This is a genomic window from Pseudomonas sp. lyk4-R2A-8, from assembly GCF_030209095.1.
Taxonomy (GTDB): Bacteria; Pseudomonadota; Gammaproteobacteria; order Pseudomonadales; family Pseudomonadaceae; genus Aquipseudomonas; species Aquipseudomonas quebecensis.
Genome location: NZ_JARVSS010000016.1, coordinates 112750 through 136099, shown reverse-complemented (window position 1 = coordinate 136099; position 23350 = coordinate 112750). Strand labels below are relative to the sequence as shown.

The following is a 23350-nucleotide window of genomic DNA, read 5'->3' as shown; positions in this document are numbered from 1 at the left end:
TGTTCGACAGCTTCAACCCTGCACGACGCAGGTGGCCAAGTGCGCAGCGAGCGCATCAAAGGCAATGTTCTGTTGCTCACCCTGACCACGCAGGGGTTTGAAACCTATCACTTGCTGGGCCAGTTCGTCGTCGCCCAGGATCAATGCGTACAACGCACCGCTCTTGTCGGCTTTCTTGAACTGGCTCTTGAAGCTGCCGGCGCCGGCGTTGATCTGCAGACGCAGGTTGGGCAACTGATCGCGCACCTTTTCGCTCAGGGTCAGGGCCGCCAGTTCGGCAGCCTCGCCGAAGGCGCACAGGTACACGTCCACCTGCCGCGAAATGTCTTCCGGCACCTGCTCCAGGGTTTCCAGCATCAGGATCAGCCGCTCGATGCCCATGGCAAAACCTACGCCGGTAGTCGGCTTGCCGCCCATCTGCTCGACCAGGCCATCGTAACGTCCACCGGCGCACACGGTACCCTGGGCACCGAGCTTGTCGGTGACCCATTCGAATACGGTCTTGCTGTAGTAGTCCAGGCCGCGTACCAGCTTAGGGTTGATCACGTAGGGAATACCGGCCGCATCCAGGCGAGCCTTGAGCCCCTCGAAGTGCGTGCGGGATTCGTCGTCCAGGTAATCGGCCATTTTCGGCGCATCGACCAGAACTGCCTGGGTATCGGCGTTTTTGGTGTCCAGCACACGCAGCGGGTTGGTTTTCAGGCGGCGCTGGCTGTCTTCGTCCAACTGATCCAGGCGCGCAGACAGGAACTCGACCAGGGCTTCGCGGTAGCGGCCCCGGGACTCGCTGGTGCCCAGGCTGTTGAGTTCAAGCTTGACCGCATCGCGAATCCCCAGCATGCCCCACAGGCGCCAGGTCAGCACGATCAGCTCGGCGTCGATGTCGGGGCCATCGAGGTTGAACACTTCAAGGCCGATCTGGTGAAACTGACGATAACGGCCTTTCTGCGGGCGCTCGTGACGGAACATCGGGCCGATGTACCACAGTTTCTGCGGCTGGCCGCCACCAGTGAGACCATGTTCGAGCACCGCGCGCACGCACGCGGCCGTGCCTTCCGGACGCAGGGTCAGGGAGTCACCGTTGCGGTCTTCAAAGGTGTACATCTCTTTTTCGACGATGTCGGTGACTTCACCGATGGAGCGCTTGAACAGCTCGGTGAATTCCACGATCGGCATGCGGATCTGCTTGTAACCGTAGTTATCCAGCAGGCGCGCGACGGTCCCTTCGACGTAGCGCCACAGCGGCGTCTGGTCGGGCAGGATGTCGTTCATGCCACGAATGGCTTGCAGAGACTTGCTCACATCAAATCCTTAAATTCGTTCTTAGCCGCGCGCGATCAGCGCTGCGTCAGCCGCGACCTTCTCGGCCGCTTTCTGGCGAATCAGCCTTTCGAGCTCATCCACCAGATTGTCATTCGTTAACTTCTGCGACGGCTTGCCGTCGATGTAAATCAGGTTCGGTGTACCACCGGTCAAGCCGATATGCGCTTCCTTGGCTTCGCCAGGTCCGTTGACCACACAACCGATCACCGCCACATCCAGCGGAACCAGCAAGTCTTCGAGACGCCCTTCCAGATCGTTCATGGTTTTCACAACGTCGAAATTCTGCCGCGAGCAACTTGGGCAAGCGATGAAGTTGATGCCACGGGAACGCAAATGCAGGGACTTGAGAATGTCGTAGCCGACCTTCACTTCCTCTACCGGGTCTGCCGCCAGGGAGATGCGGATAGTATCGCCAATCCCTTCGGCGAGCAGCATACCGAGACCCACCGCAGATTTCACTGTGCCTGAGCGCAAACCGCCCGCTTCGGTGATACCCAGGTGCAGCGGCTGTACAATTTCCTTGGCCAGCAAACGGTAGGCTTCTACCGCCATGAACACGTCGGAGGCTTTTACGCTGACCTTGAAGTCCTGGAAATTCAGGCGTTCCAGGTGCTCGACATGGCGCAGCGCCGATTCAACCAGGGCCGCCGGGGTGGGCTCGCCGTACTTCTTCTGCAGGTCTTTTTCCAGGGAACCGGCGTTGACGCCGATACGGATCGGGATGCCACGATCACGCGCAGCATCCACCACCGCGCGCACACGGTCTTCGCGGCCGATGTTGCCTGGGTTGATGCGCAGGCAATCCACACCCAATTCGGCGACGCGCAACGCAATGCGGTAGTCAAAGTGGATGTCGGCCACCAACGGCACCTTGACCAGTTGCTTGATACGGCCGAACGCCTCGGCGGCGTCCATGTCCGGCACCGACACGCGAACGATGTCAACGCCGGCGGCTTCCAGGCGGTTGATCTGGGCAACCGTGGCGGCCACGTCATTGGTGTCGCTGTTGGTCATGCTCTGCACCGCGATGGGAGCATCGCCGCCCACCGGCACCGAGCCGACCCAGATCTTGCGCGATACGCGACGTTTGATTGGAGATTCGCCGTGCATGACTATTGTCCCAACTTGAGGCGAGCGGTCTCGCCACTGGTGAACGGCGCCACGTCCACAGGCTGGCCGTTGTAGGCCACTTGCGCGCCACGGGCATAGCCCAGACGCAGCGTCAAAGGAGGCTTGCCGCCCTGGTCAAGCGTATCTCCCTTACGCTTGAGACCGCTAAACAGCACTTTGCCATTGCCATCGGTGATCTGCGTCCAGCAATCAGCGATGAAGGTGATCTGTACTCGCCCGTCACCGGCAATCAGCGCAGGCGTGGTGGGCGGTGAAATCGCCGGGGCTGCAGGAGCGACGGGCGCGGTCGTTGCCGGGGCCTGTACCGGAGCAGCGGGAACATGGGCCTGTACCGTCGGCGCAGCCGGCGTCGCGGAGTTCGCCGGCGCGGGCGCCGGGGCGTTTGCAGCAGGGGCCGGGGTGGTTTGCGGCGCGGGTTGCTCAGTGGCGGGCGGCGCCTCAGCGACGCCCTGCCCTTCTACAACGGCCTGGTCTTCCGGCTCGTCCAACGGATGAATCTGGGTGGTGCCGTCGGCGCTTTCGACTTCGACGTGCTCCATGGCATTACTGGTCATGTCCTTGGTGCGCTGGGATGTTTGGTCCTGCCACCAGACAAAACCACCGCCGATAACGGCGATCAGCAGCAACAGGCTGACAATTCGCAAAATAGTGTGGGAAACGCGCACCGGCTCTTCGATTCGCCCCAGGCCATGCACGCTGCTGCCCTGAGAGTCGGTACCGGTAAACTGATCGAATTCCTGGACCAGCACGGCCTGGTCGATGCCCAGCAATTTGGCATAAGCGCGGATATAGCCACGGGCAAAGGTGTGCCCTGGCAGCTTATCGAACGCGCCGGCTTCCAGGTTGGCCAGGGACGTTGTGGTCAAATTGAGCTTGAGGGCCACTTCCGCCAGCGACCAACCATTGCTTTCGCGGGCCTGACGCAAGGTCTCGCCTGGGTTTACGCGATTAGCTGCTACAACTTCCGGGTGCGCCGCTTTCATCATTGCTCCGACAGGTATTGCTGATATTCCGGGGTACCGGGATAGAGTCGTTCGAGTTGCTGGCCAAATCGTGCGGCCGTGTCGCGTTCTTCATGAACCGTCGCCAGGCGCACGCCGAGCAATAGACTACGTGCATTTTGCCCGCTGAGCAGGCTAAAACGCTCGTAATAGTCACGCGCCGGCACATAATGCCTGTCTTCGTAGGACAACTCAGCCATTTCAAGCAAGGCACGGGGCTGAAGGGCGTTCAAATGCAGGGCTTTTTCCAGGTGCTGGCGAGCGTTTTCACGCTGGCCGAGGCGCATCGAGGCGACTCCAAGGTTTTCGAACACCCGCGAACGTCCAGGATAGAGGGTATCGGCACTCGCTTGCTGAAAATAACGCGCAGCTTGCTCATAGCGTTTCTGCTCGAACAGGAAGCTGCCGTAGTTGTTCAGTAGCCGCGGGTCGGCAGGACGAGCAGCCAATGCCTTGTGGAAATACCCGTCGGCCAGTTCCGGCTCGGCCTGGGCCTGAAACACCAGTGCGAGCGCGGCGTTGGCGTCGGCATCGTTGTCGTCCAGCTCCAAGGCCCTTCTCAACGGCACCTTGGCTTGCTCGCTCATGCCCTGGCGCAAGTAGCCCAACCCCAGCTGTACATAAGCGACTCGCGCTTCATCACGGCCCTTGCCGGTTTGCAACGGGCTGTCATGGCCCGATGAAACACACCCGGCCGCAAGACCGAAAATCAACAGAAGCAGCGCAAGGCGCAAGGGCATAGAGATCCTCTCTCAGGTTCGATTCACAGCGCTTTGCGGCATATCGTCGGCGGCGCTCAGCTCGCGTACCGCGATATAACGTTCGCTGCGTCGGGTGCGATCCAGCACCTGTCCTACCAATTGGCCACAGGCGGCGTCGATGTCTTCACCACGGGTGGTGCGTACGGTGACATTGAAGCCGGCCTGGTGCAGTTGATCCTGGAAACGACGGATGGCGTTGTTGCTCGGCCGCTCGTAGCCAGAATGGGGAAACGGGTTGAACGGAATCAGGTTGATCTTGCACGGGATGTTCTTAAGCAGCTCGATCATCTCGACGGCGTGTTCGACCTTGTCGTTGATGTCCTTGAGCAAGGTGTACTCGATGGTCAGCACGCGCTTTTCGCCCAGGGACGACATGTAGCGCTGACAGGATTCGAGCAGCATCTTAAGCGGATACTTCTTGTTGATCGGCACCAATTGGTTACGCAATGCGTCATTAGGTGCGTGCAGCGACAACGCCAGGGAGACGTCGATGTGCTTGGACAGCTCATCGATCATCGGCACCACGCCGGAGGTCGAGAGGGTCACACGGCGCTTGGAGATGCCGTAGCCCAGGTCGTCCATCATCAAATGCATGGCCGAGACGACGTTGTCGAAGTTCAGCAGCGGCTCACCCATGCCCATCATCACCACGTTGGTGATGGCACGGTCGACGGTCGCCGGGACGCTGCCAAAGGATTTGTTGGCAATCCACACCTGTCCGATCACTTCGGCGGCGGTGAGGTTGCTATTGAAACCTTGCTTGCCGGTGGAGCAGAAACTGCAATCCAGGGCACAGCCTGCCTGGGACGAAACGCACAGTGTGCCGCGCTTGCCCTGGGGGATATAAACGGTCTCGACGCAGCTGCCGGACGCCACGCGCACCACCCACTTACGGGTGCCGTCGCTGGAAATGTCCTCGCTGACAACTTCGGGACCACGCACCTCGGCAATGGCCTTGAGCTTGTCGCGCAAGGCTTTGCTGACGTTCGTCATGGCGTCGAAATCGTCGACGCCAAAGTGGTGAATCCACTTCATTACCTGACCGGCACGGAAACGCTTCTCCCCGATTGAGTCGAAGAATTTTTCCATTTCCTGTTGAGTCAGACCCAGCAGGTTGGTTTTTACAGTCGATGTAGTCATGGATTCACCTTCACTCTTAAGCCGATGCTTAGCGAGTGGTTACTTCGGTAGCGGCGAAGAAGTACGAGATTTCGCGAGCAGCAGCGGCTTCGGAGTCCGAACCGTGTACGGCGTTGGCGTCGATGGATTCAGCGAAATCGGCGCGGATGGTACCGGCAGCAGCTTCTTTAGGGTTGGTAGCGCCCATCAGCTCACGGTTCAGAGCGATAGCGTTTTCGCCTTCCAGAACCTGGACGACAACTGGACCGGAGATCATGAAAGCAACCAGGTCGCCGAAGAAACCACGCTCTTTGTGTTCAGCGTAGAAGCCTTCAGCTTCAGCCTTGGACAGTTGCTTGAGCTTGGAGGCTACAACCTTCAGGCCGGCTTTTTCGAAACGAGTGGTGATCTCGCCGATGACGTTTTTTGCAACAGCGTCAGGCTTGATGATGGAGAAAGTACGTTGAACAGCCATGGTGTAACTCCAGAAACGGTAATTTACGAAAAATTAAACCCGCGAATTATACGCGGGTTATTGGGTATTGCCTAACTGCGTAAAAAGGCGACTCAGTCTGCTTCTTCGATCCACAGGCCTTGAATCGCCTCCAGAACCTTTTCGCCGCCCCGGTCCGGGACGTCGTCAAAGTCAGGCAGCTCCAACACCAAATTGCGCAACTTGACGAAGTTGACCGTTAGAGGATTGACCTCAGGGTGAGCTTCAGCAAGTTGTATAGCGATTTCTTGTACATCAACCCATTTCAGGCTCATGACATTTCCTTGAATCAATGCGGTGCTTCGGCCGCATGGTTGAGCGAATATTTCGGGATTTCCACGGTGAGGTCTTCAGTTCCCACTTTTGCCTGGCAGCTCAGGCGCGATGTCGGTTCAAGGCCCCACGCCCTGTCAAGATAGTCTTCTTCCAGGTCATCGGCCTCGTTGAGGCTATCAAAACCTTTACGAATGATGCAGTGGCAGGTGGTGCACGCGTTGACACCACCACAGGCACTTTCGATCTCGATATGGTTGTCATGCGCGACATCGAGAAGGGACTTGCCGGGCTCAGCCTCCACGACCATGCCGTCCGGGCAATGCTCGGCGTGCGGTAGAAAAGTGACCTGCGGCATCAGTTATTCCTCAATTTCATTCAGGTTGCGGCCCGCCAGCGCGGCTTTGACCGTCTGATCCATACGGCGGGCGGCAAAGGCATCGGTGACTTGCGACAGACGCTTGGTCTGCTGCTCGATGGCATAACCATCGTTACCCTTCATCAGTTCGGCCAGTTCCTGCATCTGCAGGTCGATGACCATGCGCTCTTCGGCGTCCAGCAGGCGCTCGCCATCGGCGTCCAGCGCCCCCTGCACCGCTTCGAGCAGGCGCTGGGCATCCACTTGTTGCTCGCGCAGCACACGGGCGACCTTGTCGTCGCCGGCGTGCTGGAACGAATCCTTGAGCATCTTGGCGATTTCGCCGTCGGTGAGGCCGTAGGACGGTTTGACCTGGATACTGGCTTCAACGCCCGATCCCAGTTCGCGCGCGGCCACGTTCAGCAGGCCATCGGCGTCGACCTGGAAGGTCACGCGAATCTTGGCAGCTCCGGCGACCATCGCCGGAATGCCGCGCAATTCGAAGCGCGCCAGGGAGCGGCAATCGCTGATCAGTTCGCGCTCGCCCTGGAGCACGTGAATCATCATGGCCGTCTGGCCGTCTTTGTACGTGGTGAAATCCTGGGCGCGGGCGACGGGGATGGTGGTGTTGCGCGGAATCACCTTTTCCATCAGCCCACCCATCGTTTCCAGGCCCAGCGACAACGGAATCACGTCAAGCAGCAGCAATTCGCCGCCATCGCGCTTGTTGCCTGCCAGGGTATCGGCCTGGATGGCGGCGCCGATGGCGACCACCTGGTCCGGGTCGATTTCGGTCAGTGGCTGGCGGCCAAACGCCTCTGCTACGGCGTCACGGACCCGTGGAACGCGGGTGGAGCCGCCTACCATCACCACTGCGCCCACGTCTTCGAGCTCGATACCAGAATCACGTACGGCGCGGCGGCAAGCCTTGAGGCTGCGGGCAACCATCGGCTCGATCAGCGCATCGAACGCCTCGCGAGTCAGTTGAGCCGACCAGGCGCCGTAGGAAACTTCAACGGATGCGGCGTCAGTCAACGCTTCTTTTGCCGCACAGGCCGTTTGCAACAGGTTGCGTTGCGCGCCTGGATCGAGATCGGCGGACAAGCCAGCGCTGGTGATGATCCAGCCCGCAATCGCGTGATCGAAGTCATCGCCGCCCAGGGCACTGTCGCCGCCGGTGGCCAGCACTTCGAAGACACCGCCGGTCAGGCGCAGGATCGAGATATCAAAGGTGCCGCCGCCCAGGTCATAAATGGCGACCAAGCCTTCGGCGTGCTGGTCCAGGCCATAGGCAACGGCCGCCGCGGTCGGCTCATTGAGCAAACGCAGCACAGTGAGACCGGCCAACTTCGCCGCATCCTTGGTGGCCTGACGCTGCGCGTCATCGAAGTACGCGGGCACGGTGATCACCGCGCCGACCAACTCGCCGCCCAGGGTTGTTTCCGCGCGCTGGCGCAGCACCTTGAGGATTTCTGCCGACACTTCCACCGGGCTTTTCGGCCCCTGGACGGTGTCGATGAATGGCATATGGGACTCACCGCCAACAAACCGATAAGGCAGTTGGTCACCCAATTGTTTCACATCGGACAGACCACGGCCCATCAGGCGCTTGACCGACAGCACGGTATTGAGCGGGTCGGCCGAGGCCGCGAGCTTGGCGGATTCGCCGACCTCGACGCGATCGGCGTGGTAACGCACGGCAGACGGCAGGATCACCTGGCCATCGGCATCGGGCAACGGCTCGGACAGGCCGCTGCGCAAGGCAGCAACCAGGGAATTGGTGGTGCCCAGGTCAATCCCCACCGCCAGGCGTCGCTGGTGCGGTTGAGGGCTTTGGCCGGGTTCGGCGATCTGCAGTAGAGCCATGGTAATCAGGTCTTATCTGTCAATCAGGCGTGCAACGGGGCAGCGCTGGGTTAATCGTCGAGGCGCTCTTCTAGCTGGCGCACTTCGTAGGAGAGCTTGTCGAGGAACTGCATGCGCCGCATCAGGCGTTCGGCCTGTTCACGTTGCGCTGCATCATCCCAACAGGCTGCGAAGCTTTCGTTGAGCTCATCCTGGGCCGTTTTCAGACGACGCTTGAAGACCGCGACACCCGCCAGATCGGCTTCGTCCTGCAACTCTTCGAGCTCTTCGCGCCACTGCATCTGCTGCATCAGGAAGTCGGGATCGTGCACCGTGACTTCCAGGGGCAACTCGCCACCGTTCATCGCGAGCAGATAGCGCGCGCGTTTCGGCGGACTCTTGAGGGTCTGATAGGCTTCGTTGAGGCTGGCCGATTGCTCCAGCGCCAGGCGTTGCTCGCGCTCGGAAGCGTCGGCAAAGCGGTCCGGATGCACCCCACGCGCCAACTCTCGGTAGCGCGTGGCAAGCTGCTCAAGGTCCAGCCGAAAGCTCGGCTGCAACTCGAATAAAGCGAAATGACAAGGAGTACCCACGAATAGCCTCAGATGTTGAAGCTTTCGCCGCAGCCACATTCACCGCGGACGTTGGGGTTGTTGAACTTGAAACCTTCGTTCAACCCTTCCTTGACGAAATCGAGTTCGGTGCCGTCCAGGTAGGTCAGGCTCTTAGGGTCGATGATCACTTTCTCGCCGTGACTCTCGAACACCTGATCTTCCGCAACCACCTCGTCGACAAACTCCAGCACGTAGGCAAGGCCGGAACAGCCCGTGGTGCGAACACCCAGACGAATCCCCTCACCTTTACCGCGCCCATCCAGGGAGCGTCGCACGTGCCGCGCAGCCGCTTCTGTCATGCTGATAGCCATCGTTGACTCCTTACTCGTCGCCAAATGCTTAGATCAAGCCTTTCTTCTGCTTGTAGTCGCGAACGGCCGCCTTGATGGCGTCTTCAGCGAGTACCGAGCAGTGAATTTTCACGGGCGGCAAGGCCAGTTCTTCGGCCAGCTGAGTGTTGCTGATGGTTACAGCCTCATCCAGGGTCTTGCCTTTCATCCATTCAGTCGCCAGGGAGCTGGAGGCGATGGCCGAACCGCAACCGTAGGTCTTGAACTTGGCGTCTTCGATAACGCCGGCATCGTTAACCTTGATCTGCAGGCGCATGACATCGCCGCACGCCGGAGCGCCGACCATGCCGGTGCCTACATCCGGGTCTTCCGCGTCCATCTTGCCGACGTTGCGGGGGTTTTCGTAGTGGTCGATGACCTTTTCACTGTAAGCCATGGTACTGAATCCTCACTCATCAGGGCCGCTCTGGAACCCTGTAGAAACGCCTGCGGTATGCGCCACGTTCCTACAGAGCCTGGGTGGCGGCTTCTATAGTTAGTGTGCCGCCCACTCGATCTTGGAAATGTCGACACCGTCTTTGTACATGTCCCACAGCGGCGACAAAGTACGCAGTTTGTTGACGGCTTCGCAGACTTTCTGCGCGGCGTAGTCGACTTGCTCTTCGGTGGTGAAACGGCCGAACGTAAAGCGGATCGAGCTGTGCGCCAGTTCGTCATTGCGGCCCAGGGCGCGCAGTACGTACGAAGGCTCAAGCGAAGCCGAGGTGCAGGCAGAACCAGAAGAAACCGCCAGGTCCTTGAGCGCCATGATCAGCGACTCGCCTTCGACATAGTTGAAGCTCAAATTCAGGTTGTGCGGGACGCGGGCGGTCATGCTGCCGTTGACATACAACTCCTCGAGGTTTTCGACCTGCTTGTAGAAGCGGTCGCTCAAGGCCTTGATGCGCACGTTTTCGGCAGCCATGTCTTCCTTGGCCACACGGAAGGCTTCACCCATGCCGACGATCTGGTGGGTCGCCAGGGTGCCCGAACGCATGCCGCGCTCGTGACCGCCGCCGTGCATGGTGGCTTCGATACGTACGCGCGGCTTGCGGCTTACGTAGAGCGCACCGATACCTTTGGGACCGTAGGTCTTGTGAGCGGAGAACGACATCAGATCGACTTTCAGCTTCGACAGGTCGATGTCGACCTTGCCGGTGGACTGAGCAGCGTCGACGTGCAGCAGAATGCCTTTGGAGCGCGTCAGCTCGCCAATGGCTGCGATATCGTTAATGGTGCCGATTTCGTTGTTCACGTGAATCACGGAAACCAGGATGGTGTCTTCACGCAGCGCGGCTTCGATCATGGCCGGGGTGACGATACCGTCGGTGGTTGGCTCAAGGTAAGTCACCTCGAAACCTTCACGCTCCAGTTGGCGCATGGTGTCGAGGACAGCCTTGTGCTCTATCTTGGTGGTGATCAGGTGCTTGCCTTTGCTCGCGTAGAAATGCGCCGCGCCCTTGATTGCCAGGTTGTCGGACTCGGTGGCACCGGAGGTCCAGACGATTTCACGCGGGTCCGCGCCAACCAGGTCGGCAACCTGGCGACGAGCGTTCTCGACCGCTTCCTCGGCTTTCCAGCCGAATACGTGGGAACGGGAGGCCGGGTTGCCGAAGTTTCCGTCAACCAGCAGGCATTCGCTCATCTTTTGCGCGACACGCGGATCAACCGGGGTGGTCGCTGAGTAATCAAGGTAAATCGGCAATTTCATGGACTTTCTCCTAAATCAGGCTGGCTGGCGTGCCGTTAGCTCTGCGGCTGTCACTCGACGGCGGACGCTTCAATCTTGTCCAGACGCGGCGCCTTGGTGTTGCAACGGCGCTGGTCCTGACGCTGGGCTACTTCTTGCACCTCACGGCGAGTCACAAGATCAGCCAAGCTGATACCACTCAAAAACTCATGGATCTGCAGGCTCAAGTCACACCACAGGTGGTGCGTGAGGCAGGTGTCGCCGGCATGGCAGTCACCCAACCCCTGGCATTTGGTGGCATCGACCGATTCGTTGACCGCGTCGATCACCTGGGCTACCTGGATACCCTGCATATCGCGGGACAACTGGTAGCCACCGCCTGGCCCACGTACGCTTGAGACCAGATTGCTGCGGCGCAATTTGGCGAACAGCTGCTCAAGGTAGGACAGGGAAATGCCTTGGCGCTCGGAGATATCGGCCAGGGACACCGGCCCGGTTTGCGCGTGCAAAGCCAGATCAAGCATGGCGGTTACCGCGTATCGGCCTTTTGTAGTCAGTCTCATGGACAAGTACCAAGGTGTTTCAGAATGGGAGCAAGTATGCGATTCCCGAGTATTTAAGTCAACTATAAGACCTAGTACTTTAGTCAGGATTACCCGTAAAAAGGGCGCGCGAATCATAGCAGGATGGGGTGGGGACGAACAGCGGCAGCCGGGCGATGGCTCGATATCGAGACCAATGGAGATCAAATGTGGGAGGGGCATGCCCCCTCCTACATTGAACTTGCCGCGAATGTAAGATCTCAGCCAGCCTTGGTGGCAGGCTCACTCTTGATCTCGGCGAAGTCTTCTTCGCGCAGTTCAGGCAGCTCTTTCGCACAGTAGCTGCTGCCCAGCTCCTTCAGCGCACCGCACATACCGTCCAGCTTGCCGTCCACCGCTTGCAGGTGGTCGAGCAACTGGCCGATGGCGCGCGCCACTGGGTCGGGCATGTCTTCGCTGACACCGTAGGCGTCGAAGCCGATTTTCTCGGCCATAGCCTTACGCTTGGCCTCCTGCTCGTCGCCGACTTCCGGCTTGACGATGATGCGCCCCGGGATACCGACCACTGTGGCACCCGGCGGCACCGCTTTAGTCACCACCGCATTGGAACCCACTTTAGCCCCCGCGCCGACGGTAAACGGGCCAAGCACCTTGGCGCCCGCCCCAACTACCACGCCATCGCCCAGCGTGGGGTGGCGCTTGCCCTTGTTCCAGCTGGTACCCCCCAGAGTGACGCCCTGGTAAAGCGTCACGTCATCGCCGATCTCGGCGGTTTCACCGATGACAATGCCCATGCCGTGATCAATAAAGAAGCGGCGTCCCACCTTGGCTCCAGGGTGAATCTCGATCCCGGTGAGCCAGCGACCGAAATTCGATACCAGGCGCGCCAGCCATTTCCAGCCCATATTCCACAAGGCACCGGACAGGCGATGGATCCAGATCGCGTGCATGCCCGGGTAGCAGGTCAGTACTTCAAAGGCGTTGCGCGCCGCCGGATCACGGTGGAAAACACTCTGGATATCTTCTCGCAGACGCTCGAACATTTTTAATCCTTCCGCTTAAGGAGCTCGCCACGGGCCGCTTTCTGGGTTTCCGTGAGGATGCCACGCAATATATTCATTTCCGCTCGACTGATCGAGCTGCGCCCGTACAGGCGACGCAGGCGGGCCATCAAGTGCCGCGGCTTTTCAGGATCGAGGAATTCGATGGTGACCAGGGTGTGCTCCAGGTGCTCATAGAACCGCTCCAGCTCATCCATGGTGGCCAGCTCGCCACTTTTGGTGGACGCCACTTCATCCTTCTCGACCTTGCTCGGCTGACCCTCAGCGGCCAGCCAGGCCATGCGCACTTCGTAACTCAACACCTGCACCGCCGCCCCGAGGTTCAGCGAACTGAATTCAGGGTCTGATGGAATGTGCACATGGAAGTGACATCGCTGCAGCTCCTCATTGGTCAGGCCGGAGTCTTCACGGCCGAACACCAAAGCGATTTCGGCGCCACCGGCCGCTTCTTCCACCACCTTGGTACCGCACTCACGCGGGTCCAGCAGCGGCCAGGGGATGCGGCGGTCGCGCGCACTGGTGCCGAGCACCAGGTTGCAGCCAACCAAGGCGTCTTCCAGGGTGGCGACCACCTGGGCCTTTTCCAGGATGTCATTGGCGCCGGAGGCGCGCGCATCGGCCTCGTGGTGCGGGAACACACGCGGCTCGACCAGCACCAGGCGCGTCAGCCCCATGTTCTTCATGGCTCGCGCCACCCCACCGATGTTGCCGGGATGACTGGTATTGACCAAGACGACACGAATGTTTTGCAGCAAGGGAGGCGCTCTCGGACACAGGAAAGGGGAGCAAATCTTACAGAACAGCCTAAGGTTATGCCATGAAAGCGAACGTCGTCCTTCACCTGAACAAAGTTTCTGCTAGAATGCCCGGCTTTCTTTAACAACCTTAGGTGACACATCCATGCAGCCCATGCTGAATATCGCGCTGCGCGCCGCCCGCAGCGCCAGTGAATTGATCTTCCGCTCCATCGAGCGCCTGGATACCATCAAGGTCGACGAAAAAGACGCCAAGGATTATGTATCCGAGGTGGATCGCGCCGCCGAACAGAAAATCATCGACGCACTGCGCAAGGCCTACCCTACCCACGGCATCCTCGGCGAAGAAACCGGTTTGCACAAAGGCAGCGGCGAAGGCGAAGACTATCTGTGGATCATCGACCCACTGGATGGCACCACCAACTTTCTGCGTGGCATCCCGCACTTTGCCGTGAGCATTGCCTGCAAATACCGTGGTCGCCTTGAGCACGCGGTGGTACTCGACCCGGTTCGCCAGGAAGAATTCACCGCCAGCCGTGGCCGTGGCGCTCAACTGAACGGTCGTCGTCTGCGCGTCAGCGGTCGCACCAGCCTGGACGGCGCTCTTCTGGGCACTGGCTTCCCATTCCGCGACGACCAGATGGACAACCTGGAAAACTACCTGGGCATGTTCCGCGCCCTGGTTGGCCAGACCGCCGGCATCCGTCGCGCCGGCGCGGCAAGCCTGGACCTGGCCTACGTGGCTGCCGGTCGTTTTGATGCGTTCTGGGAGTCGGGCCTGTCCGAGTGGGACATGGCGGCAGGCGCCCTGTTGATTCAGGAAGCCGGCGGCCTGGTGAGCGACTTCACCGGCGGTCACGATTTCCTGGAAAAAGGCCACGTGGTTGCCGGGAACACCAAATGCTTCAAGGCAGTACTGACGGCGATCCAGCCGCATCTGCCGGCGTCGCTGAAGCGCTAAGCGAACGAGCACAAAAAAAGCACCCTTCGGGGTGCTTTTTTATGCCTGGGATTTGGTGCGAGCCGAAATACCAGCAGCGCCACAAATCAAATGCGGGAGAGCGCAAGCCCCTCCCACATTTTGAACGCACAGACCTTTTGAATCTGCGCCCAGGCCAGTATTACTGCTGGTTTTGACCGAGGACGAGACGCCCTTCCTTGTCGACTGGAATCTGGCCGCCTGGATCACGATCCATACGCACCGAACCTTCCTTGCCATCCAAGGTGTACCGCACGTCATAGCCTACGACCTTATCGCTGATGTCGTTGACGGTGTTACAGCGGGTTTGCGTGGTGGTGTAGGTATCGCGGTTCTGCATACCTTCCTGCACCTTGTTGCCGGCGTAACCGCCACCGACCGCGCCGGCCACGGTGGCCAGTTTCTTACCGTTGCCGCCGCCGATCTGGTTACCCAACAGGCCGCCTGCGAGGGCGCCTACGACGGTACCGGCAATTTGATGCTGATCCTGCACCGGACGCTGCCGGGTCACGGTGACGTCCTTGCAGACCTCACGCGGGGTTTTGATCTGGGTCTTGACCGGCTGCACCGCCAGTACTTGCGCATACTCAGGGCCGCTTTTTACCAGGCTGTAGGTGGCGACAGCACCCCCGGCAGTCACACCGACAGCACCCAATACCGCACCAACCAGTAACGACTTGTTCACGTTGAACCTCCTGACCATCACAAACGGACCGAAAGGTCCGCGCTATACCCAGCCTTGGAGCAAAAAAAAAGGCGCGAGTTCAATACTCGCGCCTTCTTTGTAACAGCGATCAACAAGCGCCCATCAAGGACGGTCGTCGACCTCCTTGCCTGTGGTGGTCGGAGGGATCAGGTCTTCGCTGTTGAGGTTCAGCCAGATCAGCACCACGTTGGCGATGTAGATCGATGAGTAGGTGCCCGCCAGAACGCCGATGAACAGCGCCAGGGAAAAGCCCCACAGGTTGTCGCCACCGAAGATCATCAACGCCGCGATCGCCAGCAAGGTGGAGATCGACGTCGCCATGGTCCGCAACAGGGTCTGGGTGGTGGAGATGTTGATGTTCTCGATCAACGACGCCTTGCGCAGTACGCGGAAGTTCTCGCGAACCCGGTCGAATACCACGATGGTGTCGTTAAGGGAGTAACCGATGATTGCCAGCACCGCCGCCAGCACGGTCAGGTCGAAGGTAATCTGGAAATAGGCCAGGATACCCACGGTCACGATCACGTCGTGGATCAGCGACACGATGGCGCCGACACCGAACTTCCACTGAAAGCGGAACGCCAGGTAGATCATGATGCCGACCAGCGCCATCAGCATGCCGAGGCCGCCCTGGTCGCGCAGCTCTTCACCGACCTGCGGCCCCACGAACTCGACGCGCTTTACCGACGCCGGGTTATCGCCACCGACCTTCTGCAAGGCCTCGGCGACCTGATGACCCAGTTGCGGGTCTTCGCCAGGCATGCGCACCAGCAGGTCGGTGGTGGCACCGAAGTTCTGCACGATGGCTTCGTGATAACCGGCCTTGACCAGCTCGTTGCGCACCAGGGTAACGTCGGCCGGCTTCTCGTAGGTCAGCTCGATGAGCGTACCGCCGGTGAAGTCCAGCCCGTAGTTCAGCCCCTTATGGAACCAGCTGAACAATGCCAGAACGGTAAGGAGCACTGTGGCGCCGAACGCAATGTTGCGAACGCCCATGAAGTTGATTGTACGTAACATGGCAGCCCCTTAAATCCACAACTTCTTGAAGTCACGCCCGCCAAAGATCAGGTTGACCATTGCGCGGGTCACCATGATGGCCGTGAACATCGAGGTAAAGATACCCAGGGACATGGTCACCGCAAAACCTTTGACCGGGCCGGTGCCCATGGCAAAGAGAATCCCGCCGACCAGCAAGGTGGTCAGGTTGGAGTCGAGAATCGCGGTAAATGCCCGGCCGAAGCCTTCGTTGATTGCGCGCTGCACGGTCATGCCGGCGGCGATCTCTTCACGAATACGCGAGAAGATCAGCACGTTGGCGTCCACCGCCATACCCATGGTGAGTACGATACCGGCGATGCCTGGCAGAGTCAGCGTAGCCCCCAGCAGCGACATCAGCGCCAGCAGCATCACCATGTTGCCCGCCAGGGCCACGGTGGCAATGATGCCGAAGAAGCGGTAGATGGCGATGATGAACAGCGACACGAACAGCATGCCCCACAAGGCCGCGTCGATACCCTTGGTGATGTTGTCCGCACCCAGGCTCGGGCCGATGGTACGTTCTTCGGCGAAGTACATCGGCGCCGCCAGGCCACCGGCGCGCAGCAGCAGCGCCAGCTCGGACGATTCGCCCTGGCCGTTCAGGCCGGTGATGCGGAACTGAGCACCCAGCGGCGACTGGATGGTCGCCAGGCTGATGATCTTCTTCTCTTCCTTGAACGACTGCACCGGCACGTCTTTCTCGACGCCGTTGACCATTTGCTTGGTGTAGGTGGTGATCGGACGTTGCTCGATGAAGATAACCGCCATGCTGCGGCCGACGTTGCTGCGCGTGGCGCGGCTCATCAGTTCGCCGCCGTGGCCATCCAGGCGGATGTTCACTTCAGGAGTACCGTGCTCGCCGAAACCGGCCTTGGCATCGGTCACCTGGTCACCGGTGATGATCAAGCCACGCTCGATCAGCGCTGGAGGACGGTTGCCCTCGCGGAACTCGAACTCTTCGGAAGTGGCGCGCGAAGCACCCGGCTCGGCGGCCAGGCGGAATTCCAGGTTGGCGGTCTTGCCCAGGATACGCTTGGCTTCAGCGGTGTCCTGCACGCCCGGCAGCTCAACCACGATACGGTTGGCGCCCTGGCGCTGCACGATCGGCTCGGCCACACCCAGCTCGTTGACGCGGTTACGCACCGTGGTCAGGTTCTGCTTGATGGAGTATTCGCGGATTTCCGCGATCTTGGCCGGGCTCATCGCCAGACGCAGTACAGCCTGGCCATTCAGGTCAGCCGGTACGATGTCGAAATCGTTGAAGTTCTTGCGGATCAGCGCACGGGCCTGTTCGCGGGAAGCCTCGTCGGAGAAGCCCAGCTGGATGGCACCGTTGAGCTGCGGCAGGCTGCGATAACGCAGCTTCTCTTTGCGCAGCAGGCTCTTCACGTCGCCTTCGTAGACCTTCAGGCGCGCGTCGAGGGCTTTGTCCATGTCGACTTCCAGCAGGAAGTGCACACCACCGGACAAGTCCAGGCCCAGCTTCATCGGGTGCGCGCCAATGCTGCGCAACCATTGCGGGGTGGTCTGTGCCAGGTTGAGCGCGACTACATAATCGTCACCCATGACCTTGCGCACGACATCCTTGGCCGGCAATTGGTCTTCCTGCTTGGTCAGGCGCAGCAAGCCGCCCTTCGCACCAGCCGCCAATGTTGCCGCCTTGACCTGGATACCCGCGTCGGTGAGCGCCTTGCTCGCACGGTCCAGATCAGCCTGATTGACCTGCAGCGAAGTGCTGGCGCCAGTGATCTGGATCGCCGGGTCATCAGGGTAGAGATTGGGAGCGGAATAAATAAAACCGATCGCCAGCACCGCCAGGATCAGTACGTATTTCCACAGAGGGTATTTGTTCAGCATCACGCCGCCCGCTTATAACGCGGGGCGCCTTGCGCGCCCCGTCGATTGGTAAAGGTTGTTACTTAGATCGCTTTGAGCGTGCCTTTAGGCAGCGTGGCGGCGATGGCGCCCTTCTGGAACTTCATTTCCACGGTATCGGAGACTTCCAGTACCACGAAAGCATCGGACACTTTGGTGATCTTGCCGGCGATACCGCCGGTGGTCACGACTTCGTCGCCTTTCTGCAGGCTGCCCAGCAGGTTCTTCTGCTCTTTGGCGCGCTTGGCCTGTGGACGCCAGATCATCAGGTAGAAGATGACCAGAAAGCCGACCAGGAAAATCCACTCGAAACCACCGCCCATAGGGCCCGCGGCGGCAGGCGCAGCGGCGTCGGCCATGGCGTTAGAGATAAAAAAGCTCATTTAGCACTCCAGTTGCAAATAGTGAATCTTAGGGTCGGGAAACTCAGTCCAAGGGCGGCACAGGGAGCCCGCGCTTGGCATAGAAGGCATCGACGAAGGCGGCCAATGTACCCTGTTGAATAGCCTCGCGCAAACCAGCCATCAGGACTTGGTAATGGCGCAAATTGTGGATGGTATTCAACATGCTACCCAGCATTTCCCCGCACTTGTCCAGATGGTGCAGATAAGCACGGGAGAAGTTCTGGCAGGTGTAGCAGTCACAGGTGGGATCCAGCGGCGAATCATCATGGCGATGGAACGCGTTACGGATCTTCAGCACGCCTGTATCGATGAACAGATGCCCATTGCGGGCATTACGGGTTGGCATCACGCAATCGAACATGTCCACACCGCGGCGCACACCCTCTACCAGATCCTCCGGTTTGCCAACGCCCATAAGGTAACGAGGTTTGTCAGCCGGCATCAGGCCCGGCAGGTAATCCAGCACCTTGATCATCTCGTGCTTGGGCTCGCCCACCGACAGACCGCCAATGGCCAGGCCGTCGAAGCCGATCTTGTCGAGGCCTTCCAGCGAACGCTTGCGCAGGCTTTCATGCATGCCACCCTGGACGATACCGAACAGCGCCGCAGTATTGTCGCCATGGGCGTTCTTCGAGCGCTGGGCCCAACGCAGCGACAACTCCATGGACACCCGCGCGACATCTTCATCGGCCGGGTACGGAGTGCATTCGTCGAAAATCATCACGATGTCGGAGCCCAGGTCGCGCTGCACCTGCATCGACTCTTCCGGGCCCATGAACACCTTGGAACCGTCGACCGGAGAGGCGAAGGTCACGCCCTCCTCCTTGATCTTGCGCATGGCGCCCAGGCTGAACACCTGGAAGCCACCGGAGTCGGTGAGGATCGGACCTTGCCATTTCATGAAATCATGCAGGTCGCCATGCTTCTTGATCACTTCCGTGCCCGGGCGCAGCCACAGGTGGAAGGTATTGCCGAGGATGATCTCGGCGCCGGTGGCGACGATGTCGCGCGGCAGCATGCCCTTGACGGTGCCATAGGTGCCGACCGGCATGAACGCCGGGGTCTCCACGGTGCCGCGCGGGAAGGTCAGGCGGCCGCGACGGGCCTTGCCGTCGGTGGCCAGCAATTCAAACGACATACGACTCATAGTTGTTCCTCCGGGCCGCGCGGCGCCGGGTTACGGGTGATGAACATCGCATCACCGTAGCTGAAAAAACGGTACTCATTGGCGATGGCGGCCTGGTAGGCGGCCATGGTCTCGGGGTAACCGGCAAATGCCGACACCAGCATCAACAGCGTGGATTCCGGCAAATGGAAGTTGGTGACCAGGCAATCGACCACATGGAACGGCCGGCCTGGGTAAATGAAGATATTCGTGTCGCCGCTGAACGGCTTGAGCACGCCATCGCGCGCCGCGCTTTCCAGGGAGCGCACGCTGGTGGTGCCGACCGCGACCACCCGCCCGCCGCGCGCTTTGCACGCATTGACTGCGTCCACCACGTCCTGGCTGACCTCCAGCCACTCGCTGTGCATGTGATGGTCTTCGATGTTCTCCACACGCACCGGCTGAAACGTGCCGGCCCCCACGTGCAGGGTGACATAGGCGGTCTCGACGCCCTTGGCGGCGATCGCCTCAAGCAGCGGCTGGTCGAAATGCAGCCCGGCGGTCGGCGCGGCCACCGCACCCAGGCGCTGGGAGTACACGGTCTGGTAGCGCTCGCGGTCGGCGTCGTCATCCGGGCGGTCTATATAAGGAGGCAACGGCATATGGCCGACGCGCTCCAGCAACGGCAAGACCTCCTCGGCGAACTTGAGCTCGAACAAGGCATCATGACGCGCCACCATCTCGGCTTCGCCACCCCCATCGATCAAGATGCTCGACCCTGGTTTCGGCGACTTGCTGGAGCGCACATGGGCCAGCACGCGATGGCTGTCCAGCACCCTTTCCACCAGAATTTCCAGCTTGCCGCCGGAGGCTTTCTGGCCGAACAGCCGCGCCGGAATCACCCGGGTATTGTTGAACACCATCAAATCGCCCGGGCGTAAATGCTCAAGCAAATCAGTGAATTGACGGTGTGCGAGGGCACCGCTCGGCCCGTCCAGGGTCAGCAGTCGACTGGCGCGACGCTCGGCCAACGGGTGGCGAGCGATCAGCGAATCAGGGAGCTCAAAAGTAAAGTCAGCAACGCGCATGATGGGGTTCGTCTAGCAGGGCCGGGAAGTCTAGCGGAAATAGTCAAAATTGACCATGAAACGTGATTGACCAACGGTAATCACCTCTCTATACTTCGCCGCCATTGAGCCCTGATGGCGGAATTGGTAGACGCGGCGGATTCAAAATCCGTTTTCGAAAGGAGTGGGAGTTCGAGTCTCCCTCGGGGCACCATATAGCAGTATCTGAAAGTCTCTACCAGACTCTCAGCACCAGAGAAACCGGCCACTTGAGCCGGTTTTTTTGTGTCTGGCTATCTACCTCTGTATCCCCTTATCCGTTGTATCCCTGTATCCCTGCTTGTATCCTGAGAAAAATACCGAACTTTGGGATACAAGGATGAAGCGCGCAGATATCAAGCGCCGCCCTCTCGCAGACACGACGCTTGCAGGGCTGGAGCCGGAGTCAAAGGAATACCGGGAGCTAGACGGAAACGGCCTTTACTTCAGGGTCAAACCTGATGGTGGTAAATCCTGGCAGCTACGCTACAAACGTCCGGCAGGCAATTGGGCTTGGATGGGGCTCGGGGGTTACCCAGAGGTCAGTGGTGGGCTGGCAAGAGACAAAGCTGCCGATCTACGCAAGGTAGTAAGCAGCGGCGCCGATCCCCTTGAGCAGAAACGTTCCGCTAAAGCTGCAATCGATGCGGCCAAGGCCCGAACGTTTCGAGCTGCTGCTGAAGCTTGGCTAAAGGCCAAAGAAGAAAAAGGCCTCGCCCCATCTACCCTTCATAAAATCCGCACCTACCTCGACAAGGACATACTCCCCGCATTGGGAGATAAGCCCCTCGACGAAATCACTCGTACCGACTGTGCAGATCTCCAGGCATCCCTCGAAGCTAGAGACGCTCACAACGTGGCAGAAAAGTGCCGCACCTGGATCAACCAAATCTTCGGCCGAGCGATTGGTTTAGGACTCACCGAAAACGATCCGGGCAGCCGCCTTCGCGACATTGCCGCCCAGGCGCCCAAGACTCAGCAGCATCCACACTTGCTGGAGCCTGAACTCGCTGAGTTCCTCCAAGCACTCAAAAACACTCCGAGCAGACTGACGGCACGTACCGCCGCATGGCTTTGTATCTGGACGGCATCCCGCCCAGGCATGGTCCGCTTGGCTGAATGGAAAGAGTTCGACCTTGAGAAGGCCATTTGGACGACGCCTGCTGCCAAGATGAAGATGCGCCGGGATTTTGTATGCCCCCTTCCCCACCAAGCCGTTACAGCACTGAGGGATCTGCACTGTTTAACGGGACGGAGTCGCTGGCTTTTCCCCGGCGTCGGAGCAAAGAACCCAACCATCAGCGAAAACACAATCAACAAAGTCTTCGCCACCATCGGCTACAAAGGGCGTCTAGTAGGACACGGTACTCGACACACCGCGAGCACGTTACTTCGAGAGCATGGCTGGCCGAAGGAACATGTTGAAGCGCAGCTGGCTCACAAAGAGGAAGGCATCTCGGGGGTATACAACAAGGCTCAATACTTTGAGCAACGTGTAAAAATGATGCAATGGTACGCCGATCATCTTGATTCCCTAGTGGCCGGAAATGCAGTGCAAGGTCAGTTTGGGAAGGCCGTGTGAAGGCGTTAACCCTACACCCCCTCAAAAATCGTGTTACGGGTGTTACGCGTGTTACGACTACCAATAACCCATTGTATTTATTGAATATATTGAGCGTTACACGCACTGCAAAGCTTCTGAGCACCACGTGTTACATCGAGCAGTCGTGTTACAGAAAGGCCACACCCTCAAGCCTGCTGGCATCGGCGTTTCCGTTTGCGAATCGCTGTAACAGCCTACCGGCTTCGGGGCGGTGGGGAGATTTAAATGGACTTTGAGCGGGGCATCGAGGCAGAAGAGCTCGAACTCGAAATCGCAGGTTTCGACGTAACGTGCATGGTGTGGGATCAGGACGACGTCGAGGCAGCCGTTCGCAATCTTGCGCTGTTTCCGCAGTTCAAAGAACACTTCAAAGGTGCCTTTGATCTGATCAACACCGCCACATCGTTCTGGCTTGAGGAGGGTTCCTACTCCCCAGATGCAGAATTGGTCACACGAACCCTTTACTCCGTACATGATGCCATCTACGACCATGCCGACTCTGCGGAAGCAGGCTCATTGCCAAGCGTGATTCGAGGGCTCATTCGGGTCAGCCGTTCCGCAGCAGACTCACAGCTCGTGGCTACCTACGCCCTGGTACTTGGAACGCAGGCCGTTGAGAAGCTCGCAAATTGGCTATTCGACCTTGAACTCGCGACCTACGCCATTGATGCAGACCTGATAGAGCAACTGAGAAATGACTCACCCCGCCAGTACCTTGCTCTGATCGAAAAAGAGCGGGACCGCAGTAGCGGAAACGAAATCCGAGCGCGAGAAGACTTCGCCACGTTGTTAGGTGAGGCTAACCAGGCTTTGTTGATGGCGAGCCTTTATCGCCAAGTGGAGCAAATGGATGTGTTTAAAAAAGGCTTCAACACATCAAGCCTGATGCATCGAATTCTCGACGACGCATTTTCGACAAAGGCGACGAAGAGGGGCCAGGAAGCAGGCAATGGGAACCGCAATCCCAGCTCAGCGATAAAAACCGCCGCTATGGATAGGCGAGCAAAAATCAAGGCAGCCGCAGAGCAAATCATCAGTGGTCGGAAATGTGAAAAGCGCACTCTCTCCGATGCTGAACTGACCAATCTGCTTTTCGATCAGGCGGGCAACGGAACAAAAAAAACCATTCGAGAGCATTTGACCGCTCTAGGCCTTAGACCTCTGAAATAAAAGGGAGCAGACACAGTCCACTCCCCCTCCCCTGCGTAGCGTATGACCCGTTGTCTCAATTAACAAAGG

General features: G+C 59.3%; 25 protein-coding genes and 1 tRNA gene. 4 read left to right on the top strand and 22 right to left on the bottom strand.

Features of this window, described 5'->3' with window-relative positions:
• Positions 1–12: 12 nt before the first annotated feature.
• From hisS to trmJ, 16 genes are all read right to left on the bottom strand, one after another.
• Entirely contained in the window at positions 13–1302 is a 1290-nt protein-coding gene (gene hisS / locus QRN10_RS17445; RefSeq protein WP_253509274.1) for a histidine--tRNA ligase, read from the bottom strand.
• Positions 1303–1323: 21 nt separating this feature from the next.
• Positions 1324–2433 carry a flavodoxin-dependent (E)-4-hydroxy-3-methylbut-2-enyl-diphosphate synthase gene (gene ispG / locus QRN10_RS17440; protein ID WP_181078659.1) on the bottom strand — a complete coding sequence of 370 codons (1110 nt, stop codon included), beginning with the start codon at positions 2431–2433 and terminating at the stop codon, positions 1324–1326.
• A 2-nt stretch (positions 2434–2435) separates the two neighbouring features.
• Positions 2436–3437: a RodZ domain-containing protein gene (locus QRN10_RS17435; RefSeq protein ID WP_181078661.1), complete on the bottom strand. Its 1002-nt coding sequence runs from the start codon at positions 3435–3437 to the stop codon at positions 2436–2438.
• Positions 3437–4195, bottom strand: coding sequence for a type IV pilus biogenesis/stability protein PilW (gene pilW / locus QRN10_RS17430; RefSeq protein ID WP_285428778.1), 759 nt, complete (start codon positions 4193–4195; stop codon positions 3437–3439). The genes QRN10_RS17435 and pilW overlap by 1 nt, the downstream gene beginning before the upstream one ends.
• 12 nt (positions 4196–4207) lie before the next feature.
• Positions 4208–5356: a dual-specificity RNA methyltransferase RlmN gene (gene rlmN / locus QRN10_RS17425; protein ID WP_034100424.1), complete on the bottom strand. Its 1149-nt coding sequence runs from the start codon at positions 5354–5356 to the stop codon at positions 4208–4210.
• A gap of 28 nt (positions 5357–5384) precedes the next feature.
• Positions 5385–5810, bottom strand: a complete 426-nt coding sequence (ndk, locus tag QRN10_RS17420) for a nucleoside-diphosphate kinase (protein WP_034100426.1) — start codon at positions 5808–5810, stop codon at positions 5385–5387.
• A gap of 92 nt (positions 5811–5902) precedes the next feature.
• Complete coding sequence (gene iscX / locus QRN10_RS17415; RefSeq protein ID WP_034100428.1) at positions 5903–6103, bottom strand: Fe-S cluster assembly protein IscX; 201 nt, start codon at positions 6101–6103, stop codon at positions 5903–5905.
• 14 nt (positions 6104–6117) lie between these two features.
• Complete coding sequence (gene fdx / locus QRN10_RS17410) at positions 6118–6459, bottom strand: ISC system 2Fe-2S type ferredoxin (RefSeq protein ID WP_285428777.1); 342 nt, start codon at positions 6457–6459, stop codon at positions 6118–6120.
• Between the two features lie 3 nt (positions 6460–6462).
• Complete coding sequence (gene hscA, locus QRN10_RS17405) at positions 6463–8325, bottom strand: Fe-S protein assembly chaperone HscA (protein ID WP_181078664.1); 1863 nt, start codon at positions 8323–8325, stop codon at positions 6463–6465.
• Positions 8326–8375: 50 nt separating this feature from the next.
• Positions 8376–8897: a co-chaperone HscB gene (hscB, locus tag QRN10_RS17400; RefSeq protein WP_181078666.1), complete on the bottom strand. Its 522-nt coding sequence runs from the start codon at positions 8895–8897 to the stop codon at positions 8376–8378.
• Between the two features lie 8 nt (positions 8898–8905).
• Positions 8906–9229: an iron-sulfur cluster assembly protein IscA gene (iscA, locus tag QRN10_RS17395; RefSeq protein WP_010565230.1), complete on the bottom strand. Its 324-nt coding sequence runs from the start codon at positions 9227–9229 to the stop codon at positions 8906–8908.
• A 28-nt stretch (positions 9230–9257) separates the two neighbouring features.
• On the bottom strand, positions 9258–9644 hold the full coding sequence (gene iscU / locus QRN10_RS17390; RefSeq protein ID WP_028617851.1) for a Fe-S cluster assembly scaffold IscU: 387 nt from the start codon (positions 9642–9644) through the stop codon (positions 9258–9260).
• 99 nt (positions 9645–9743) lie between these two features.
• Positions 9744–10958 carry an IscS subfamily cysteine desulfurase gene (locus QRN10_RS17385; RefSeq protein WP_181078668.1) on the bottom strand — a complete coding sequence of 405 codons (1215 nt, stop codon included), beginning with the start codon at positions 10956–10958 and terminating at the stop codon, positions 9744–9746.
• Positions 10959–11008: 50 nt separating this feature from the next.
• Positions 11009–11500: a Fe-S cluster assembly transcriptional regulator IscR gene (gene iscR, locus QRN10_RS17380; RefSeq protein ID WP_003194020.1), complete on the bottom strand. Its 492-nt coding sequence runs from the start codon at positions 11498–11500 to the stop codon at positions 11009–11011.
• A 239-nt stretch (positions 11501–11739) separates the two neighbouring features.
• On the bottom strand, positions 11740–12522 hold the full coding sequence (gene cysE, locus QRN10_RS17375; protein WP_181078672.1) for a serine O-acetyltransferase: 783 nt from the start codon (positions 12520–12522) through the stop codon (positions 11740–11742).
• A 2-nt stretch (positions 12523–12524) separates the two neighbouring features.
• Positions 12525–13295 carry a tRNA (cytosine(32)/uridine(32)-2'-O)-methyltransferase TrmJ gene (gene trmJ / locus QRN10_RS17370; protein ID WP_253509282.1) on the bottom strand — a complete coding sequence of 257 codons (771 nt, stop codon included), beginning with the start codon at positions 13293–13295 and terminating at the stop codon, positions 12525–12527.
• 145 nt (positions 13296–13440) lie between these two features.
• Here trmJ and suhB point away from each other — a divergent pair, with 145 nt between their 5' ends.
• Positions 13441–14256: a type III secretion system regulator SuhB gene (gene suhB / locus QRN10_RS17365; RefSeq protein WP_003175971.1), complete on the top strand. Its 816-nt coding sequence runs from the start codon at positions 13441–13443 to the stop codon at positions 14254–14256.
• A gap of 160 nt (positions 14257–14416) precedes the next feature.
• Here suhB and QRN10_RS17360 read toward each other — a convergent pair whose 3' ends face one another.
• The 6 genes from QRN10_RS17360 to queA form a co-directional block, all read right to left on the bottom strand.
• Positions 14417–14959 (bottom strand): glycine zipper 2TM domain-containing protein, encoded by a 543-nt coding sequence (locus tag QRN10_RS17360; protein ID WP_034100446.1) that lies wholly within the window; start codon positions 14957–14959, stop codon positions 14417–14419.
• 123 nt (positions 14960–15082) lie between these two features.
• Positions 15083–15997: a protein translocase subunit SecF gene (secF, locus tag QRN10_RS17355; RefSeq protein ID WP_181078675.1), complete on the bottom strand. Its 915-nt coding sequence runs from the start codon at positions 15995–15997 to the stop codon at positions 15083–15085.
• A gap of 9 nt (positions 15998–16006) precedes the next feature.
• On the bottom strand, positions 16007–17875 hold the full coding sequence (gene secD / locus QRN10_RS17350; protein ID WP_253509284.1) for a protein translocase subunit SecD: 1869 nt from the start codon (positions 17873–17875) through the stop codon (positions 16007–16009).
• A gap of 62 nt (positions 17876–17937) precedes the next feature.
• Complete coding sequence (gene yajC / locus QRN10_RS17345) at positions 17938–18276, bottom strand: preprotein translocase subunit YajC (protein WP_003175975.1); 339 nt, start codon at positions 18274–18276, stop codon at positions 17938–17940.
• A gap of 43 nt (positions 18277–18319) precedes the next feature.
• Complete coding sequence (gene tgt, locus QRN10_RS17340) at positions 18320–19435, bottom strand: tRNA guanosine(34) transglycosylase Tgt (protein ID WP_010565220.1); 1116 nt, start codon at positions 19433–19435, stop codon at positions 18320–18322.
• A 5-nt stretch (positions 19436–19440) separates the two neighbouring features.
• Positions 19441–20490 (bottom strand): tRNA preQ1(34) S-adenosylmethionine ribosyltransferase-isomerase QueA, encoded by a 1050-nt coding sequence (gene queA, locus QRN10_RS17335; RefSeq protein ID WP_285428776.1) that lies wholly within the window; start codon positions 20488–20490, stop codon positions 19441–19443.
• 108 nt (positions 20491–20598) lie between these two features.
• Here queA and QRN10_RS17330 point away from each other — a divergent pair.
• The 3 genes from QRN10_RS17330 to QRN10_RS17320 all read left to right on the top strand — a co-directional run bounded on the left by QRN10_RS17330 (position 20599) and on the right by QRN10_RS17320 (position 23281).
• Positions 20599–20683: transfer RNA gene (locus QRN10_RS17330), tRNA-Leu, on the top strand.
• A gap of 165 nt (positions 20684–20848) precedes the next feature.
• The gene (locus QRN10_RS17325; protein WP_285428775.1) at positions 20849–22090 is read left to right on the top strand and encodes a tyrosine-type recombinase/integrase; all 1242 of its coding nucleotides are present in this window, start codon (positions 20849–20851) and stop codon (positions 22088–22090) included.
• Positions 22091–22336: 246 nt separating this feature from the next.
• A complete protein-coding gene (locus QRN10_RS17320; protein WP_285428774.1) occupies positions 22337–23281 on the top strand; it encodes a hypothetical protein in 945 nt (314 codons plus the stop codon).
• Positions 23282–23350 lie beyond the last annotated feature (69 nt).

Excerpts from the sequence above, each read along its gene's own strand:
- suhB (WP_003175971.1), top strand. The coding sequence starts at position 13,441 with ATGCAGCCCATGCTGAATATCGCGCTGCGCGCCGCCCGCAGCGCCAGT.
- tgt (WP_010565220.1), bottom strand. The coding sequence starts at position 19,435 with ATGTCGTTTGAATTGCTGGCCACCGACGGCAAGGCCCGTCGCGGCCGC.
- cysE (WP_181078672.1), bottom strand. The coding sequence starts at position 12,522 with ATGTTCGAGCGTCTGCGAGAAGATATCCAGAGTGTTTTCCACCGTGAT.
- QRN10_RS17435 (WP_181078661.1), bottom strand. The coding sequence starts at position 3,437 with ATGAAAGCGGCGCACCCGGAAGTTGTAGCAGCTAATCGCGTAAACCCA.
- QRN10_RS17325 (WP_285428775.1), top strand. The coding sequence starts at position 20,849 with ATGAAGCGCGCAGATATCAAGCGCCGCCCTCTCGCAGACACGACGCTT.
- ispG (WP_181078659.1), bottom strand. The coding sequence starts at position 2,433 with ATGCACGGCGAATCTCCAATCAAACGTCGCGTATCGCGCAAGATCTGG.
- yajC (WP_003175975.1), bottom strand. The coding sequence starts at position 18,276 with ATGAGCTTTTTTATCTCTAACGCCATGGCCGACGCCGCTGCGCCTGCC.
- fdx (WP_285428777.1), bottom strand. The coding sequence starts at position 6,459 with ATGCCGCAGGTCACTTTTCTACCGCACGCCGAGCATTGCCCGGACGGC.
- iscR (WP_003194020.1), bottom strand. The coding sequence starts at position 11,500 with ATGAGACTGACTACAAAAGGCCGATACGCGGTAACCGCCATGCTTGAT.
- QRN10_RS17385 (WP_181078668.1), bottom strand. The coding sequence starts at position 10,958 with ATGAAATTGCCGATTTACCTTGATTACTCAGCGACCACCCCGGTTGAT.
- iscA (WP_010565230.1), bottom strand. The coding sequence starts at position 9,229 with ATGGCTATCAGCATGACAGAAGCGGCTGCGCGGCACGTGCGACGCTCC.
- pilW (WP_285428778.1), bottom strand. The coding sequence starts at position 4,195 with ATGCCCTTGCGCCTTGCGCTGCTTCTGTTGATTTTCGGTCTTGCGGCC.
- rlmN (WP_034100424.1), bottom strand. The coding sequence starts at position 5,356 with ATGACTACATCGACTGTAAAAACCAACCTGCTGGGTCTGACTCAACAG.
- iscX (WP_034100428.1), bottom strand. The coding sequence starts at position 6,103 with ATGAGCCTGAAATGGGTTGATGTACAAGAAATCGCTATACAACTTGCT.
- secD (WP_253509284.1), bottom strand. The coding sequence starts at position 17,875 with ATGCTGAACAAATACCCTCTGTGGAAATACGTACTGATCCTGGCGGTG.
- hscA (WP_181078664.1), bottom strand. The coding sequence starts at position 8,325 with ATGGCTCTACTGCAGATCGCCGAACCCGGCCAAAGCCCTCAACCGCAC.
- secF (WP_181078675.1), bottom strand. The coding sequence starts at position 15,997 with ATGTTACGTACAATCAACTTCATGGGCGTTCGCAACATTGCGTTCGGC.
- queA (WP_285428776.1), bottom strand. The coding sequence starts at position 20,490 with ATGCGCGTTGCTGACTTTACTTTTGAGCTCCCTGATTCGCTGATCGCT.
- iscU (WP_028617851.1), bottom strand. The coding sequence starts at position 9,644 with ATGGCTTACAGTGAAAAGGTCATCGACCACTACGAAAACCCCCGCAAC.
- ndk (WP_034100426.1), bottom strand. The coding sequence starts at position 5,810 with ATGGCTGTTCAACGTACTTTCTCCATCATCAAGCCTGACGCTGTTGCA.
- QRN10_RS17320 (WP_285428774.1), top strand. The coding sequence starts at position 22,337 with ATGGACTTTGAGCGGGGCATCGAGGCAGAAGAGCTCGAACTCGAAATC.